Annotated in this window: 13 protein-coding genes; 7 read left to right on the forward strand and 6 right to left on the reverse strand. The window is 36.8% G+C overall.

Annotated features, from left to right (window positions below):
• Positions 1-128 precede the first annotated feature (128 nt).
• Both MR062_RS08705 and MR062_RS08710 read left to right on the forward strand, forming a co-directional pair.
• Positions 129-3,596 carry a methylmalonyl-CoA mutase family protein gene (locus tag MR062_RS08705; RefSeq protein ID WP_242203758.1) on the forward strand — a complete coding sequence of 1,156 codons (3,468 nt, stop codon included), beginning with the start codon at positions 129-131 and terminating at the stop codon, positions 3,594-3,596.
• 1,358 nt (positions 3,597-4,954) lie between these two features.
• On the forward strand, positions 4,955-5,353 hold the full coding sequence (locus MR062_RS08710; protein ID WP_242203759.1) for a hypothetical protein: 399 nt from the start codon (positions 4,955-4,957) through the stop codon (positions 5,351-5,353).
• A 280-nt stretch (positions 5,354-5,633) separates the two neighbouring features.
• Here MR062_RS08710 and MR062_RS08715 read toward each other — a convergent pair whose 3' ends face one another.
• Complete coding sequence (locus tag MR062_RS08715; protein WP_242203760.1) at positions 5,634-6,032, reverse strand: hypothetical protein; 399 nt, start codon at positions 6,030-6,032, stop codon at positions 5,634-5,636.
• 121 nt (positions 6,033-6,153) lie between these two features.
• Between MR062_RS08715 and MR062_RS08720 the strand changes: the two genes are divergently transcribed.
• A complete protein-coding gene (locus MR062_RS08720; protein WP_242203761.1) occupies positions 6,154-6,594 on the forward strand; it encodes an Lrp/AsnC family transcriptional regulator in 441 nt (146 codons plus the stop codon).
• 32 nt (positions 6,595-6,626) lie between these two features.
• On the opposite strand, the gene MR062_RS08725 is transcribed toward MR062_RS08720, so the two are convergent.
• Genes MR062_RS08725 through MR062_RS08740 form a run of 4 tightly spaced genes read right to left on the reverse strand, consistent with a single transcriptional unit; the run spans position 6,627 to position 9,699 of the window.
• Positions 6,627-7,004, reverse strand: coding sequence for a VOC family protein (locus tag MR062_RS08725; RefSeq protein WP_242203762.1), 378 nt, complete (start codon positions 7,002-7,004; stop codon positions 6,627-6,629).
• Between the two features lie 4 nt (positions 7,005-7,008).
• A complete protein-coding gene (locus MR062_RS08730; RefSeq protein ID WP_242203763.1) occupies positions 7,009-7,506 on the reverse strand; it encodes a hypothetical protein in 498 nt (165 codons plus the stop codon).
• A gap of 5 nt (positions 7,507-7,511) precedes the next feature.
• A complete protein-coding gene (locus MR062_RS08735) occupies positions 7,512-8,477 on the reverse strand; it encodes a YpdA family putative bacillithiol disulfide reductase (protein ID WP_242203764.1) in 966 nt (321 codons plus the stop codon).
• A gap of 7 nt (positions 8,478-8,484) precedes the next feature.
• The gene (locus tag MR062_RS08740; RefSeq protein WP_242203765.1) at positions 8,485-9,699 is read right to left on the reverse strand and encodes an MDR family MFS transporter; all 1,215 of its coding nucleotides are present in this window, start codon (positions 9,697-9,699) and stop codon (positions 8,485-8,487) included.
• Positions 9,700-10,046: 347 nt separating this feature from the next.
• Between MR062_RS08740 and MR062_RS08745 the strand changes: the two genes are divergently transcribed.
• Positions 10,047-11,465 (forward strand): cytochrome P450, encoded by a 1,419-nt coding sequence (locus MR062_RS08745; RefSeq protein WP_242203766.1) that lies wholly within the window; start codon positions 10,047-10,049, stop codon positions 11,463-11,465.
• A gap of 11 nt (positions 11,466-11,476) precedes the next feature.
• Positions 11,477-12,082: a DUF1684 domain-containing protein gene (locus MR062_RS08750; protein WP_242203767.1), complete on the forward strand. Its 606-nt coding sequence runs from the start codon at positions 11,477-11,479 to the stop codon at positions 12,080-12,082.
• Between the two features lie 196 nt (positions 12,083-12,278).
• Here the strand turns inward: MR062_RS08750 and crcB are convergent, their stop codons facing one another.
• Entirely contained in the window at positions 12,279-12,644 is a 366-nt protein-coding gene (gene crcB, locus MR062_RS08755; protein ID WP_242203768.1) for a fluoride efflux transporter CrcB, read from the reverse strand.
• Positions 12,645-13,034: 390 nt separating this feature from the next.
• Here crcB and MR062_RS08760 point away from each other — a divergent pair, with 390 nt between their 5' ends.
• Together MR062_RS08760 and MR062_RS08765 are read left to right on the forward strand one after the other, a co-directional pair.
• Complete coding sequence (locus MR062_RS08760; RefSeq protein ID WP_242203769.1) at positions 13,035-15,071, forward strand: dipeptidyl peptidase 3; 2,037 nt, start codon at positions 13,035-13,037, stop codon at positions 15,069-15,071.
• Positions 15,072-16,604: 1,533 nt separating this feature from the next.
• A partial coding sequence (locus MR062_RS08765) for a SprB repeat-containing protein (protein WP_242203770.1) occupies positions 16,605-18,578 on the forward strand: 1,974 nt, incomplete at its 3' end.

Raw genomic sequence — 18,578 nt, forward strand, 5'->3', positions numbered from 1 at the left:
CGTTCAAATTTAGCCTAAAAATAAGTTATGAATAAATTGTTGATTTGGTTTTAGAAAATTTTATGTAAATGATTGGTTTTTTTGAATATTTCGTAAATTGCAGTGCTAAAAATGAATATTCTTTACGAATGAATCAACAGACTCCATACAATCCAAAAAATAAAGTTAGAATTGTTACCGCAGCATCACTTTTTGATGGTCATGATGCTTCCATAAATATTATGCGTAGAATTATTCAGGCCACTGGTGTTGAGGTCATTCATTTGGGACACGATAGGAGTGTAGAGGAAGTCGTCAACACAGCTATTCAAGAAGATGTTAATGCCATATGTTTAACCTCTTATCAAGGTGGGCATAATGAGTATTTCAAGTACATGTACGATCTTTTAAAGGAAAGAGGTGCAGGACATATTAAAATTTTTGGTGGCGGTGGCGGCGTTATTTTGCCTTCGGAAATCAAAGCATTAATGGATTATGGCATTTCCCGTATTTACGCTCCTGATGATGGACGCGAAATGGGCTTGCAGGGGATGATAAACGATTTGGTTGAGCAATCGGATAGCCCCACCCCAACCCTCCCCAAAGAGGAGGGTGTTATAGAGCTTCTGAAGAAAAAAGACATCAACACTATTGCACGACTAATTTCATTAGCTGAAAATAACCATAAGGAATTTGAAGAGTTCTTTTTTAAAGAAGAAGAAGGAGCTTCCCCCTTTGGAGGAGATAAGAGGGGTGTAGTTTTAGGCATTACAGGTACAGGGGGCGCAGGTAAATCGAGTTTGGTTGATGAGTTGGTGCGTCGGTTTTTATTGGACTTCCCAGAAAAGACCGTTGGCATTATTTCGGTAGACCCCTCTAAACGAAAAACGGGAGGCGCACTATTAGGCGATAGAATTCGTATGAATGCCATTAATAACCCTCGTGTATATATGCGTAGTTTGGCAACCCGTCAATCTAATTTAGCCTTATCCAAGCATGTTAATGAAGCTATAGCTGTTTTAAAAGCTGCCGAGTACGATTTAATCATCTTAGAAACATCGGGTATTGGCCAATCGGATACCGAAATTATTGAGCATAGCGATGTGTCGCTTTATGTGATGACTCCAGAATTTGGTGCAGCTACTCAATTAGAAAAAATTGATATGTTGGATTTTGCCGATTTGGTGGCTATTAATAAGTTCGACAAAAGAGGCGCCCAAGATGCCTTACGCGATGTAAAAAAGCAATACATGCGTAACCATAATTTATGGGATAAAGCACAGGAGGATTTACCAGTATATGGTACTATTGCGTCACAATTTAACGATCCTGGGATGAACAAGCTATATAGAGCGGTAATGGATACTTTGGTTGAAAAAGCTTATGCCGATCTAATATCAAAGTTTGAAGTCTCGGAGGAAATGAGTGAAAAGATTTTTGTTATTCCGCCACATAGAACACGTTATCTGTCGGAAATAGCAGAAAACAATAGAGCATACGATGCCAAAGTTTCACTGCAAGCCGAAGTTGCCCAAAAACTCTATGGTATTTATAAAACCATACTATCTGTCATTGCGAGTAAAACGAAGCAATCTTTTCTTTCAATACACGGCATTGAACATGATGAGATTCTTCGCCATATGCAGGAAGACAAGCAACCAGAAGGGGAATCCCAAATGCAGCTTTTAAAACTACTATTTAAGGAATTTGATCGTGTAAAACTTAATCTAGATCCATTAAACTGGGAGATCATTATAGGTTGGGAAGACAAGGTTAATAGATATAAAAATCCAGTTTATAGTTTTAAAGTTCGTAATAAGAATATAAAAGTAGAAACACATATTGAGTCCTTATCGCATTTGCAAATTCCTAAGGTAGCCTTGCCGAAATATCAAGCTTGGGGCGATATATTGCGTTGGGTATTACAAGAAAATGTTCCTGGGGAATTCCCATATGCAGCAGGGATATACCCATTTAAGCGAACCAATGAAGATCCTGCCAGAATGTTTGCCGGTGAAGGTGGGCCAGAGCGCACCAATAAGCGGTTTCATTATGTGAGTCAAGGTATTCCTGCCAAACGGTTGTCAACAGCTTTCGATAGTGTGACGCTGTATGGAAGTGATCCAGATTATCGTCCGGATATTTACGGAAAAATAGGAAATGCAGGAGTTTCCATTTGCTGCTTGGATGATGCCAAAAAATTGTATTCGGGGTTTAATCTAGCCGATGAAATGACCTCGGTGAGTATGACTATAAATGGTCCGGCCCCTATGCTGCTTGGCTTTTTTATGAATGCTGCAATCGATCAACAATGTGAAATTTACATTAAAGAAAATGGACTGGAACAAGACGTTGAAGCTAAAATAGCTAAGTTATATAAAGGCAAGGAGCGTCCCAACTACAATGGTGCTTTACCAGAAGGAAACGACGGTTTAGGGTTAATGTTGTTGGGAGTAACGGGAGATCAAGTGCTGCCAGAAGCAGTATATCAAGAGATAAAGTTAAAGACCATAGCCCAAGTTAGGGGCACGGTGCAAGCCGATATTTTAAAAGAGGACCAAGCACAAAATACCTGTATTTTTTCAACAGAATTTGCACTACGCCTCATGGGGGATGTACAAGCGTATTTCATTAAAAACAATGTTAGAAACTTTTATTCAGTATCCATTTCAGGTTACCATATCGCCGAAGCTGGAGCCAATCCCATCACGCAATTGGCTTTAACCCTATCAAACGGATTCACGTATGTGGAATATTACTTGAGTAGGGGAATGGATATTAATAAGTTTGGACCAAACCTATCATTTTTCTTTTCAAATGGTATCGACCCAGAATATGCGGTTATTGGCCGTGTAGCCCGTAAAATATGGGCTAAAGCGATGAAGTATAAGTACGGAGCAAATCCAAGGGCACAAATGCTGAAATACCATATTCAAACCTCTGGACGAAGTTTACATGCCCAAGAAATCGATTTTAATGATATTAGAACAACGTTACAAGCATTATATGCTATTTACGATAATTGTAATTCTTTACATACCAATGCCTACGATGAAGCGATAACCACCCCAACCGAGGAATCGGTACGTCGTGCCATGGCAATTCAATTGATAATAAATAAAGAATTAGGATTGGCCAAAAACGAAAATCCAACCCAAGGCGCTTTTATTATTGAAGAATTAACCGATTTGGTAGAAGAAGCCGTGCTTGTGGAGTTCGATAGAATTACGGAAAGAGGAGGCGTATTAGGCGCGATGGAAACCATGTACCAACGCAGTAAGATTCAAGAGGAGAGCTTATATTATGAAACCTTAAAACACAATGGTACACTGCCTATAATTGGCGTTAACACCTTTTTGAGCAGTAAAGGGTCACCCACCGTGTTACCTGCTGAGGTGATTCGAGCTACCGAAGAAGAGAAGCAAGTCCAGATAAAAACTTTGGAAAATCTTCATATGTTTAATAATACAGAAGCCTTGTTAAAAGATTTACAAACCAAAGCGATACATAACGAAAACATTTTTGAAGCTTTAATGGAAGTCTGTAAAGTGTGCTCTTTAGGGCAAATTACCAATGCTTTGTTTGAAGTAGGAGGACAGTATAGACGAAATATGTAAGCAGGATTCCAATTTTCAAAAGCAAAGCGCATTGAAAATTGAGAATATCGCTTACCCTGAGCGAAGCCGAAGGGTCTACCAGAGAACCACTTTTTCTTTTTTTGAATAAGTGTGTGAATCGCTTACCCTAAGTGTTACACTGGGCTTGGTCGAAGAGCAAAGTCGAAGGGTCTTCTGTTGTGATTTTTCAAAAGCAATGCAGAAAAATTGATGCAGGCTGCTTATCCCGCCTGAAGCCGAGGGATCTTTTTACAGAGAGTAATTTAAATGTGTAAAGCCAAAGAGTCTATTATTGCATGTTTTCAAAAGCAAAGCGCATTGAAAATTGAGAATATCGCTTACCCTGAGCGAAGCCGAAGGGTCTACCAGAGAACCACTTTTTCTTTTTTTGAATAAGTGTGTGAATCGCTTACCCTAAGTGTTACACTGGGCTTAGTCGAAGAGCAAAGTCGAAGGGTCTTCTGTTGTGATTTTTCAAAAGCAATACAGAAAAATTGGTGCAGGCTGCTTATCCCGCGCGAAGCTGAGGGATCTTTTTACAGAGAGTAATTTAAATGTGTAAAGCCAAAGAGTCTATTATTGCATGTTTTCAAAAGCAAAGCGCATTGAAAATTGAGAATATCGCTTACCCTGAGCGAAGCCGAAGGGTCTACCAGAGAACCACTTTTTCTTTTTTTGAATAAGTGTGTGAATCGCTTACCCTAAGTGTTACACTGGGCTTGGTCGAAGAGCAAAGTCGAAGGGTCTTCTGTTGTGATTTTTCAAAAGCAATGCAGAAAAATTGATGCAGGCTGCTTATCCCGCCTGAAGCCGAGGGATCTTTTTACAGAGCGTAATTTAAATGTGTAAAGCCAAAGAGTCTATTATTGCATGTTTTCAAAAGCAAAGCGCATTGAAAATTGAGAATATCGCTTACCCTGAGCAAAGTCGAAGGGTCTTCTGTTGTGATTTTTCAAAAGGAATGCAGAAAAATTGGTGCAGGCTGCTTATCCCGTGCGAAGCCGAGGGATCTTTTTACAGAGAGTAATTTAAATGTGTAAAGCCAAAGAGTCTATTATTGCATGTTTTCAAAAGCAAAGCGCATTGAAAATTGAGAATATCGCTTACCCTGAGCGAAGCCGAAGGGTCTACCAGAGAACCACTTTTTCTTTTTTTGAATAAGTGTGTGAATCGCTTACCCTAAGTGTTACACTGGGCTTGGTCGAAGAGCAAAGCCGAAGGGTCTTCTGTTGTGATTTTTCAAAAGCAATGCAGAAAAATTGGTGCAGGCTGCTTATCCAAAGAGATAAAATATAGTGACCCTTGATATAACAACGCAACCAAATAAATGGAAATGCATCTAGTAAGAAATGCGTCTCATGGGAAATGTTCATATTATATTGCTGGTAATGTTAACCTTTTCATTTAATTATTGTTCTCAGAATGATTTAGAATCTGGTAGGCAGTATGGTTTGAAAAACAATGATTGTTTAAATATAAAGGACACTGGTTATAGATTATGTTTAAAAGGCATTAGTGATTCAAGATGTCCTTCGGATGTAGTATGCGTATGGGAAGGGAATGCAAAAGCTAATTTTGAATTACATTCAAGTTTAGGAGACGAACCATTTGAATTAAATACACATGATAGGTTCCAACAGGACACCATAATAAATAACTTGAAAATTGAGTTGATAAATGTTTTGCCATATCCAATATCTGATAATGAAACAAATCAGAGTGAATATTCAGTAGAAATTAAGGTTACCAAGGTATAATAACCCAAATAGTAGATGGTAAAACTATCAAGATGCAGAGCGTCAATAACATAATTATCGTCATTGCTAACAAAGTGAAGCAACCTCTAACCTTATCAAATCACTTTGTTAAAAGATTACTTTGTCGTTTTCATTTCGAAAAGCTCAATGCAACGTCTCCTTATGATGTAAAGGATTTTATTTTTGGCATATATAATTAAAGCTTGTCTAAAAAATATATGCCAATGGAAAAACCAGGCTATAGAGTAACCTATAGTGGTTTAATTGTAAAAAGATCAAATTATAGTGTAAGCATCCAATGGTGCTGAAGCTTTTTAAACTTCTTAAGTTCACGCCTTAAAACAGGTAGGAAGTCCTTACCGTTACTATTCGATTTCTCTAAGCGATAAGAATTCTTGTAAAGCAAATTGGTAAGCCGTTTAAGTGAAGCAATGTGTTTGTGCCTTCTGTCCGAATGGCGTTCTTTTTCAGCATTGATAATTTCTGGTGCCAATGATACGGATTGTTGTACAATGTCTCCTGAAAAGTAAATGTTATGATCCTCAGAACCGTCTTCTTTTAAAGAAGATAAGTCATGGTTTAAGTATACGGAAATGTTCTGCGAAAGCGCAAAAATCTCTAAGGCTTTTTTATAAATCGGTAAATCCGATAGGTTTGATGGGGTATTAGATAACGTCATTCTTTTTTCAATAAGCAATTACCCAAAATTAGTGACAAGAATTTATAATCAACTTTAAATATTAAAGTAAAATCGTATATTTGCTTTAATATTTAATTTTTTAAAGTTAAAATTCTTTTAAATGGTGTTAGATGATCTTAACACGAAGATTTTAAGGTGTTTACAGGAAAACGCAAGGCAATCTAATGCCGAAATTGGCAGGCAAGTTGGCATAAGTTCTCCTGCTGTATCCGAGCGTATAAAAAAGATGGAGGATCTAGGGATAATAGAGGGGTATAAGGCCTTGGTTTCTCCATTTGAAATAGGATATCAGCTTAAAGCAATTATTACCTTAAGGGCTTTTATGGGAAAGCTAAAACCGTTTTTGGAAAAAGTGAAAACCTATGATGAGGTGGTTAACTGCTACCGAATTACAGGCGATGAAAATATAGTTATGGAAGTGGTCCTAAAAAACCAAAAACATTTAGAGGCCTTTATAGATCAACTGATAACTTATGGTGAAAGTAAAACCCAAATTGTATTGTCCCGCGTTGTGAAGCAAAATGAGCTAAAGCCAATTTAAATGGTCACAATGGAAGCCATTACAATTTATAGTTAATCTATTCGCCAAGGCGGATTTTTTCTGTTTTCTCCGGCATGATACAAAATAAGATGATTGCCGTCTAAGTCTTCTAAATGGGCTTCGCGCCAAAGCCAGGGTTTGTCCTCTGGTAATTTATTAAAAACAATGCCTTTTTGTATAAGGTCCGAAACTAAATCATCTAAATTGTCATTTTCAAAATAAATACTAATCCCATTATTTTTTGGCAACTCGTTTACTTTATGGATTGAAAACGTTGCATTACCGTTTGGGCATTCAAACCGTACGTATTTAGGTAATGCTTCAACAATAAGCTTTAACCCCAAAACCTTATAAAATTCTGCAGCTTTTTCAACATCTAGAGACGGTATGGTGATTTGATTTAAGTTCATGGTTTTAATCATTAGGATTAAAGGGGATGTCATCATCGGGGTCTACATCATCGTAATTAACGCCGGGAGGATTGAACAATCCCCAACGATCGATAATATAATTCCAGCAATCAAAAGTTTTAACCCATTCGGCAAACAATACTCTAAAGTTTTCAACTTCGGTTCGCAATAAATCGAGATATTCAATATCCTTAAATCCATGCATCTCAATACCTCTGGTATCTGTGATAAGCTCTCTGGCGGCTTTGCGTATAATGGCGGCATTTTCCATTTTTATATCGTAAAGCATATCTTCATCTGCTGCACCAGCAATTTTGGACGGTATAATTAGGGCGTTGTTAGCTAGGTGGTGCAAATTATTTTTAATCATTTCTGCTTCTAGCTCATTTTCAAAATCTATATCGGTTTTCTCAACACTTTCAACGATATAGTCCACCAACTTTAACAGTTCCATCGCTTTTTTATAGATGGGGAGGTTTTCCCATTTTTCGAACCTATTCATAAATACTATTGTTTTAGTTTTTGCTCCAAATGATTGGTGATTAATTTGGCATGGATACGGCTATTCTCTATAAACCATTTATGGGTTTCCATGCCACCACAGATCACGCCGGCAAGATATAAGCCTTCAACATTGCTTTCCATGGTTTGTTCATTATAAACAGGACGTTTAATGGCATCATGGGATAAGGAAACACCAACTTGCTCCAAAAGCTCAAAATTAGGTTTGTAGCCCGTAAGCGCAACAACGTAATCGTTAGGCAGGACTTTAATGCCGTTAGGGGTTTTAATAATCACTTCGGAAGGTTTTATTTCTGTTATTTCAGAATTGAAATAGGCTTTTATACTGCCTTCTTCTATACGGTTTATAATATCCGGTCGTACCCAATATTTAACACGCTTCCCTATAGCATCACCTCTAACCACCATAATCACTCGACCGCCTTTCCGCCATATTTCCAAAGCAGCGTCTACAGAAGAATTACTGGCTCCAACAACCATAACATCCTGCATGCTGTAAGGGTGGGCTTCCTTGTAGTAATGGGTTACTTTAGGTAGGTCTTCGCCGGGAACTTGCAATACATTTGGGATGTCATAAAAGCCCGTTGCCAAGATCGCCTTTTTAGATTGGTAGGTGTTTTTATTGGTTGTTATAGTAAAGCCCCAATCTGCTTTATGGAGTTCTTCAACCGTTTCGTATAAATTAATTGCAATAGTATTGGAGGAGGCCACACGTCTGTAGTACTCCAAGGCTTCATCCCGATTAGGCTTTGGGTTTTTACTTATAAATGGAATATGGTCTATTTCCAATTTTTCAGAGGTTGAAAAAAAGGTCATGTTTTTGGGATAGTTAAACAATGAGTTGGTTAACGCTCCTTTTTCCAAAATAAGATAATTCCAATGCCGTTTTTCGCACTCTAATGCACAGGCAATGCCTATGGGACCTCCTCCAATAATTATAACGTCCTTCATAACACTTTTACATTCTTCGTTGCGCTGCTAATCGCAAATTTCGTTTCAAAATAAACAATAAAAATATACAAACAGCACCTAATAAGGTGATAATATGCCAGGTATTGTTAAAGCCTATATTGTCTATCATTTGCATGCCTGCATTATGGCCAAAAATATGAGCTATGGAAAACGATATGGAATATAAGGCCATATACTCACCTTGGTTTCCTTTTTTGGCGCGATCGATAGCAAATGCATTGGAAAAAGGAAAAGCAATCATTTCTCCAAAAGTCATCAATACCATACCTACTATTAAAATGCCCGACCAAGAGGTAAAGTTAAGTACCACAAAGCTTAATGCTGTAAGGATACCGCCAAAGAGCATCAATCCAGTTTTGGTGTTTCGGGTATTTTCCAACCATTTTATCAATGGCATTTCAAAAACAAAGATCGCAAAACCATTCATACCCAAAAGAATACCAATTTCCAATTCAGTTAAATGATGGGCTTCTTTATAATACAAAGGTATCGTAGAGAAATATTGCAGGAATATCACGCCAAACAAAATCATGGCAAACAAGAATATTAAGAATGCTTTATCCTTATAGGCCGATTCTGGGTGCTCTACCTTAACTTCATCCAACACTTTAGTGTTTTTAGGATTAAGTACATTAATCAATACCAAAGTGGCTACAATACAGGTAATGCCATCTACCCAAAATAAGCCAGCATAACTTAATGTAGTTATAATAATACCACCAATAGCGGGACCAGCCGAGAAACCTAAGTTTATGGCAAGTCGAATTAAGGTTACCGAACGCGTTTTATTTTCGGGTTTGCTATAGGCACTAAGTGCTACGAATATGGCAGGTCGAAACATGTCGGCCACTAGCATTACCAAAAAAATACCGATACAAAAAGTTAAAAATGTATTGGCGAGCTGTAAGGCGATAAATAAGAGTCCAGTAGCAAATAAACTAAAAACCATAACCTTATAAAACCCTATTTTATCGGTTAATTTACCGCCTAACCAAGAGCCTACTACCGACCCTAATCCAAAAGCACTCATAATCCAGCCCACATCACTAGGGCTAAAGTTTAAACTTTGGGTTAGGTAAAGGGATAGAAAAGGAATTACCATAGTGCCAGCCCTATTAATAAGTGTTATTAAAGCGAGCCACCAAACCTCTCGAGATAGCCCTGCAAATGTGTTTATATAATTTTTAAAAAGTGTTTTCATGTGTTAAACAGTTATGTTGAAATCCCAAAGTAACGTTTCGACTGCGCTCAACGTGACAGCTCGGGATTAAATCGATTTACAGAACTCACAATGAGTTTAGAATCTTATTAAAAATAAAAAGTCCGACGGTGAAGTCGGACTTTAACATATTGTAATATTTTATACTTATATCACCACAATATATAGCCAGTCCAACGCTCATCCTTAAATGAGGTCATTAGCTTTTTATAAATTGTGACGCTACAACGCATGTTTTCTTTTTTTACACTTCAAAACTATATAAAATATTCTTAAGTTGTACTTTTGAATTGAAAAAAACTTCAATTTAATTTTTTGAGCATTACTTTATGGATCCTGTAACATCTATTAAAATTAAAGACTTACCATCGCCTAAGGGACATTTTATATGGGGACATTTGCCTCAATTCAATACATATAATAAGCACCAAGTTTTAGAACGGTGGGTTGAAGAATGTGGAGATCTGTTTAAAATTAATTTTGTAGGAAAGGAGTTTGTAGTATCATCAAGATCTTCTCTTAATAGCACCATATTACGTTTGCGTCCGGAAAAGTTCAGGCGTTTTTCAAAAATAGACGAGATTTTAAAGGAAATGGGGGTGTCTGGAGTTTTTAATGCAGAAGTTGGAGATTGGAAAAGACATAGGAAACCAATAGCCGAAGCCTTAAATATGCAACATGTAAAAGGCTATTATCCGGTAGTTTTGGATAAAACGTTCAGACTTCTTAAGAAGTTTAAAACCTTTTCAGAAGCAAACAAAACGATCGATGTTCAAAAAGAATTTATGCTGTTTACTGTTGATATTACTACTGAAATAGCATTTGGGCATAAACTGGACACTATAAATAATATGGATGATAGCTTTCAAAAGCATTTGGAAGTTATTTTTCCGATGATAAATGAACGCATTACCGCGCCGATACCTATTTGGAGGTTTTTCAAACGAAAAAAAGATAAAGTTCTACTGGAATCCATAGAGGCTATTAAAGCGGTAATATATCAGTTTATAGAAGAATCCAAAAGCAGAATTAAAAATAATCCCGAATTGAAGAAGCAACCTTCAAATTTTTTGGAAGCCCTTTTGTTGGCCAATGAAAATCATGTGTTTAGTTATGAAGAGGTTTACGGAAATATTTTTACCATGTTATTGGCAGGTGAAGATACGACGTCCAATTCAATTTCATGGGCCTTGTTTTATTTGGCTCAGCATCCGGAGGTCGTAGCTAAAGTTAGGGAAGAGGCCTATATGGTTTATTTGGACGATGATGCTCCAACCACTTTTGAAAAGCTATCAGAATTAAAGTTTACAAATGCTGTAGTGCAAGAAGTCTTAAGGCTGAAACCTACAACACCTCAGTTGTATTTTGAAGCCAATGAAGATGTAGAGATTGAAGGGGTTTTTATTCCCCAAAAAACCAAAGTAATTTTACAAAATAAAGTCGCTCAAACCAAAGAAACCTATTTTACTAATGCAAATACATTCGAGCCAGAACGATGGATGGATAATGGGTGCCCCATGCATAAAGCGCATTCCCCAGAAGTCATAAAAGTATTTGGGGGTGGTCCGCGTTATTGCCCTGGAATGCATTTGGCGATTACCGAAATGGTGACTCTAATTTCAACACTTTGCAAGCATTTTAATTTTAAATTAAAGATAAAACCTGAAGCTGTTGTTGAACAGTTTGAATTCACCATGTATCCTAAAAACCTTTTAATAGAATTTATTAATAGTAAGTCAAAAAACTAATACCGTAAACCATGAGATCATTAATCATATTAAGCTTTTGTGTTATCTGTTTTACAAGTTGCTCCCAAAAAAAGCGTCCGTTACAAGGCGATACCCCCTTTCAAAAGGAGCAGAATGCTAAATTTAAGGATGCTTCTACATCGCCACTAAAAGATAAGGACAGAAAGACTTTTAATGGTTTGGAGTTTTTTAAGTTCGATTCTACTTATATTGTTAAGGCACAATTTAAAAGAACCCCAAATGAAAAAGCATTTAAAATGAAAACCACAACCGATAGGTTGCCGGTGTATGTAAAATATGGAGAACTAATCTTTAACTTAAAAGGGGAAGACTTTAAATTGAACATATACCAAAACCAAGGTTTAATAGAAAAAGAAGGTTACGAAGATTATCTGTTTCTACCTTTTTTGGACGAAACCAACGGATTGGAAAGTTATGGTGGTGGACGCTATATCGATACCAGAATTCCAAAAGGGGATACTGTAATTATCGATTTCAACCAAGCATATAATCCTTATTGTGCTTATAACGACAAATATTCCTGTCCTATCGTGCCTCGTGGGAATTATTTAAGAACACGTATTGAAGCGGGAGTGAAGGCTTTCAATAAGCATTAGGCTTAAGGAAGGGCAGTTACAAAGAGTTTATTGTCTAGTTTGAGGTTGAACCCATGCAATTCCATTGAAATAACCTTAGTTACTATAATCCATTAAGGGTATTTTGTCATTTCTAACGCAGTGAGAAATCGCATTATAAATTCAAAACTAGGATAACTACACTCAAAAAAGTTTTAAACCATAGCCCTTATGGTCTCTATCTCACCAAGAACAAGCCTAAGAACACGGCTAAAAAGCCAAGAATAAAGCTAGCCAAGGTATAAATGGCAAAACTTGCAAAATCGCCAGATTTTAAAAACACAATGTTTTCATAAGCAAAAGTTGAAAAGGTGGTAAAGCCACCACAAAATCCAGAAGCCAATAAAATCACTTGGCTTTGTGATAAGGTATTGTTTTTTACAGCCAATCCTAAAATGATGCCTATGAGTAAGCTTCCAAAAACATTGGCCACAAAGGTTCCAAATGGAATGCCTATTTCTATATTGTTCAAATATTTTCCTATAATAAAACGGAGCATACTACCAAAACCACCGCCTAAAAAAACCAATAAAAGCTGCTTCATTTATTTTCAATGTCTATCATGAGGAACAGAATGTGGGATTAATAAAGATGATTATAAATCACACCCTCTTTTACAATGAAGCCAAAGATAATTATTTTTAATATTCTGTTAATAAATTATTACATTTGATGTCTAAAAAATCAATTTTTAATAATTAAATAAAGGTGTTTTAGATTATTCTTTAATTTCGGTAGTTAGATTTATGGAATTATTGAGAATCAACTAAAAAACATCCAACCCATTTTGTTAAACTAAATTAAGTTAAAGTAAATGAAACGAACATGAATTTTCATCATTCCAGATTTACCCAAAAGAATGATTAAAATTTATGTGAGTTCCTGAATGTATTCAATTTTTTTGAATATTCAGAAATCAAAAAAAATTAAACAGATGAAACTAAAAACAATCTTACAGGCGTCTTTGGTATGCCTACTTTTTATGTCTTGTGCTAAAGAAAAGCAAAAGGAAAGAGTAGAAGCAGAACCCAATATTTCTGAAACTTTTAATTATAAGGTCGACCAATTTGCCGATATTAAAATTTTACGTTATCAAATCCCCGGATGGGACCAACTTAGCTTAAAAGAGCAAAAATTGGTATACTATCTTACCCAGGCTGGTTTAGCTGGTCGTGATATTATTTGGGACCAGAATTACAGGTATAATCTTACCATTAGAAAAGCTTTGGAACAAATTTATGTGAATTACAAAGGCGATAAAACTTCAGATGACTGGAAGGCTTTCGAAACCTATTTAAAACGTGTTTGGTTCAGTAGTGGGATACACCATCACTATTCAAACGATAAATTGAAGCCCGATTTTTCTTCAGATTATTTAAAGCAATTATTGGCTGAAACAAATACGGTTATGGAAGAAGAAATTTTCAATGTTATTTTCAATGATGTTGATGCAAAAAAGGTTAATCAGGCTAAGGGAATAGACAATGTAGCGTTGTCGGCTGTTAATTTTTATGGGCCAAATGTCACTAATGAAGATGTTATTAGCTTTTACAAAGCAAAACAATCGCCAGATCCTAATAGACCATTGTCGTTTGGTTTGAATTCACAATTGGTAAAGGAGAATGGCGAGTTAAAAGAACGCGTATATAAATCGGGGGGATTATATGGTGAAGCCATCGATGAAATTATAAAATGGTTGGAACTGGCCAAAGGTGTGGCTGAAAATGAACCACAGGCCAAAGCATTAGGGTTACTTATCAACTATTATAAAACAGGAGATTTACAAACTTGGGACGATTATAATGTGGCCTGGACAGGGGCGACTGAAGGTAATATAGATTACATCAATAGTTTTATTGAGGTCTATAACGATCCGTTAGGCTATAGAGGATCTTACGAAAGCATTATTCAGATCAACGATTTCGATATGTCCAAAAAGATGAAAGTGTTATCGGATAATGCACAATGGTTTGAAGATAATTCACCATTAATGGAAGCACATAAAAAGAAAAATGTGGTAGGGGTAACGTACAAAGTGGTTAACGTAGCAGGAGAAGCTGGAGATGCATCACCAAGTACGCCAATAGGAGTAAACTTACCTAACGCCAATTGGATTCGTAAAGAAGTAGGAAGTAAATCGGTGTCTTTAGGAAATATTGTCAATGCCTATAATAATGCTGGGGGCAGTGAGCGCTTAAAAGAGTTTGCCCATGATGCCGAAGAAATAGAATTGGAGGAAAAATATGGGAAATTGGCCGATAAGTTGCATACAGCCTTGCATGAAGTTATTGGGCATGCCTCGGGGCAATTAAACCCAGGTGTTGGCGAAACCAAAGAAACCCTAAAGAATTATGCCTCCACAATGGAAGAAGGTCGTGCCGATTTAGTGGGCTTATATTATTTGTACGATTCAAAATTGCAAGAGCTAGGTTTGGTAGACGATTGGAAGGCAGTAGGTAAAGCTGCTTACGATGACTATATTAGAAATGGTTTGATGGAGCAGTTAATTCGGTTGAATTTAGGAGATGATGTAGAAGAGGCACATATGCGTAATAGGCAATGGGTTTCGGCTTGGGTTTTTGAAAAAGGTAAAGCCGATAATGTTATTGAAAAAGTAAACAGGGAAGGAAAAACCTATTTTAATATTACCGATTATGATAAACTACATAAGCTCTTTGGAGAACTGTTAAGAGAAACCCAACGTATCAAGTCTGAAGGCGATTATGCAGCCGCAGAAGCATTGGTAGAAGGTTATGGTGTAAAAGTAGATCAAGCGATCCATGCCGAAGTGTTGGAACGTAACAAACAATTTAAGTCGGCACCTTATAGCGGATTTGTAAATCCGGTTTTAGTACCAGAAACCAATGAAGCTGGGGAAATCACTGCTATTAAAGTAACACAACCAGAAAGTTTTGAAGGCCAAATGTTAGCCTATAGTAAAAACTATAATTTCTTGCCAGAGGTGAATTAAGAACATCGACATAAATAATGTGATGTCTCAATCGTGCCTCATGTCGACATGACTAGGCCAAAATATTAGTATTTGAGTCATTTCGAGCGAAGGGAGAAATCTCATTATGTTTTTTATAGAATATTTCAATTATAATTAATAAGGTATCTCAATCGTGCCTTATATAGACATGACAAAAGCTTTTAATTAATGCTTTTAGTCATTTCGAACGTAGAGAGAAACCTTTTAGGTTCAGCGAAGCTAAATCGCATTATGAGTTTAAGCCAATTTAAATAATGTGATGTCTCAATCGTACCTCATGTCAACATGATAAATAAAGTAGCAAAAAAAATTACAGCCTAGCAGAAAGCACAGCATAGATTACCAAATGTAATTAAAACAGAATCTTAATAAGTATAGTTAAGGTTCTGTTTTTTTATTGACACTAAATACTAAAAGCACAAAGTTTATGATTATAAGTAGGCTAATGATTAATAATATTTTCATTTTGAGTTAATTGGTTTGTTGATTAATAGATACAGATTTTCAAGAAAGGTTGCGTTTATTAGTTATTAAATAATTAGGTTATAGAGTTATTATTGTGGGTTTACCAGGTTATTTACTGAGTTTCGTAACAGCAACAGTCTACTGTTAACTGAGAACTGTAGCAGTTATTTATATAACAAGTAAAATCAAAATTATCCTACCATGATTAATTCAATAGGCGGTTAAAAAAGGGAAGTATTGGAAATTATGGGAATGATAATCTAATTTTAGAACCGAAAATTGGAACGCTACAGGCATCTATATGTTTAACAAGAAAACTAAATTAAATTAAGGTGAATAATGATAAGGAATTTATGTCAGTTTGAGAACCAAACCTGTGATTTGGCGTATCGAAAACCTGTCTGCCAACAGGCAGGCAAAAAAAATTCACTCTAAAAGTACTTCTCGATACATACCGACAGTAAACGTCGGTACACTCGAAGTGACATTAGGACTCTTAAACATTATTCACGTTAAATTAGCATGCAATTACTGGTAAGTTTAATCAGAAACTTGTAATTTGGACTTGTACAATTGAAATGATAACATCCGTCACCCGTCACCGGTCACCGGTCACCCATCACCTGTCTATAACATGCATATTACGACTGTTCACTATATCAGGTTTTAATGTTTTGGAATTCAAATATATAAATCTATTTAAAGAGGAAAAGAACCTAGGTTCTATATAGTCTTTTGGTCTATAAAAAGAGAAATATTGTATTTTATCGATTAAAATTACGGGTCAACTAATTTTCCTTCAATTATGTTAAAGATTAAAATTAAATGCCTAATTTTAGAATGCTTACGGTTTCCGTGGGTGTTTTCTCCTTATGAAAATAGCATTTGATTAATAGCACTTATTGAATGCCTCTTTCTATTTAAATTCTTAATGTACGGTGTTATGTGTTTTGTCATGGGACAAGATTCGTAAACCCCTCATTCTACGACTTCACTTGTACGTTGTTATGTTAACATGTTTATTAATTAATCTTAAATGTTATGTTAATGTACAAAATTACCAAACGAGAACAAATCAATAACTATCTCGGTTGTTGGTTAAGTTTTAAGAAATTATTGAAAAGTACAGGTGGCTTGGCCATTATGGTACTTTTTTTATTTGCTGCTAATAATTTGCAGGCACAAACTGTTATTCCAGCTGCTACAGAGACTATAGCAGACTTTGGTATAGATGGTGATGCTTATGATGATGTATTATCATATTGGCCAGATATGTTGGCACCATATGTTGATCCTGCACCAGGTATTGATGATTGGTTAGATACGCCTCCAGATGGCAATACAGCTACAGGGGCAGGGGTTATTGATATTACTTCTCCAGCGGCCTTAGACTCTATAGCTAAAATTTCTGCTGGGCAAAACGCATTTACAGAGCTACGTATGAGTGCACCTATTTATACAGAACCAGATGGCAATGGAGTCTGGATAGATGCCGCCTATATTAGGGATCAATTTGTGGCAGGAAACAATCAAGATGCTTCAGTTTTTGAACAGGCCATTAATAAAAACTTTGATGACCCGAGGTCTTGGACCTTCAAAACAGGAGACGTACCAGCAAAAACGGATATTATTGATGTATTTGCGCATTTACGCCGGGCACCAGATGTTCCACAGCCACCCCCAACATTACAGGATAATGAATATGCCTATATTGCGGCCTCCACAGCAGATGCTGATGGTAGCAACCATTTAGACTTTGAATATTTTAGGAAAAAAGTGGATTATGAGGGAGGCGTTATAGTTTATCAAGATCCTCTTGATGGTGATGATTGTGGTCATACTACTTACCATTTCGACCTTGCCGATGGGCATGTATTGCAACAGGGAGATGTATTGTTATCTGTTGATTATAAGAGCGGTGGTACAGAGGCCGAAATGACCTTATTGGTATGGATAGACAGAACAGAATTGCCGGACAATACGGCTATGACTGCATTTAACGCTTTACCATTAAGACCATTCAATTTTGTAATATCAAACGACAACTTTACCGCATGTACCAACTCGTTTGATTCAGATCCTAACGATGTTAATTTTGGATATGCTCAAATTGAGTTGAGAGATGATGCTCCTGTTGCTGCAGTGCATACTCAGTTAAACAACACAGGACCAACACCTGCACCGTCGTGGGGAACCATAAATTCTGGTGGTAATCAAGTTAACGAATACCCCGAAGATACCTTTGTGGAGATTGCGGTGAATGCTACTTTGTTGGGCTTTGACACTAGATCTACTCCAGGTTGTGAATCTGGATTGGGAAGTGTGATCGTGAAATCACGTTCATCACATTCTTGGACCTCTTCCCTTAAGGATATGGGAGGCCCATTTAATTTAGGTGATAAACCAGAGTTAGCGGTAACTATAGAAGGCGGTACGGCTTGCTTGGATGCTACTCCTGTAACATTAACAGCAGATACCACTCCAGACGATCCAATGAATGGTTCATATAGCTATGCTTGGGAGAAAAAAACAGGAACAAACCCAGATGTTTGGTCACCAGTAGGAGGAAATTCTCCTACCTATGATGCACCTACAAATGTATTAGGGGATATGGTGTATAGAGTTTCTGTAACTAGACAAGGTGGTTGTACGGCAACAAGTAATGAGGTTACAGTATCAATTACAGATGTAACAGCAAGTGATGAACACACCGATGTTAGTTGTAATGGGGGATCTGATGGAACGGTCACTATTACTTTTGGAAGCGGTACAGGACCTTATATGGTGAATTTTAATGGCGGTGGCTTTACCGAAGAGACTTCGCCTAAAACATATACAGGACTATCGGCAGGTACATATAATTGGACCGTAAAAGATGCCAATGATTGTGAGGAATCAGGATCGGAGACCGTGGGCGAGCCAACGGCCGTAGAGGCTAGCGATAGCCATATGGACGTAAGCTGTAACGGCGGTTCGGACGGTAGCGTAACGGTTACCTTCAGTGGAGGCACCCCACCATAC

It is taken from the genome of Aestuariivivens insulae, assembly GCF_022662195.1.
Taxonomy (GTDB): domain Bacteria; phylum Bacteroidota; class Bacteroidia; order Flavobacteriales; family Flavobacteriaceae; genus Aestuariivivens; species Aestuariivivens insulae.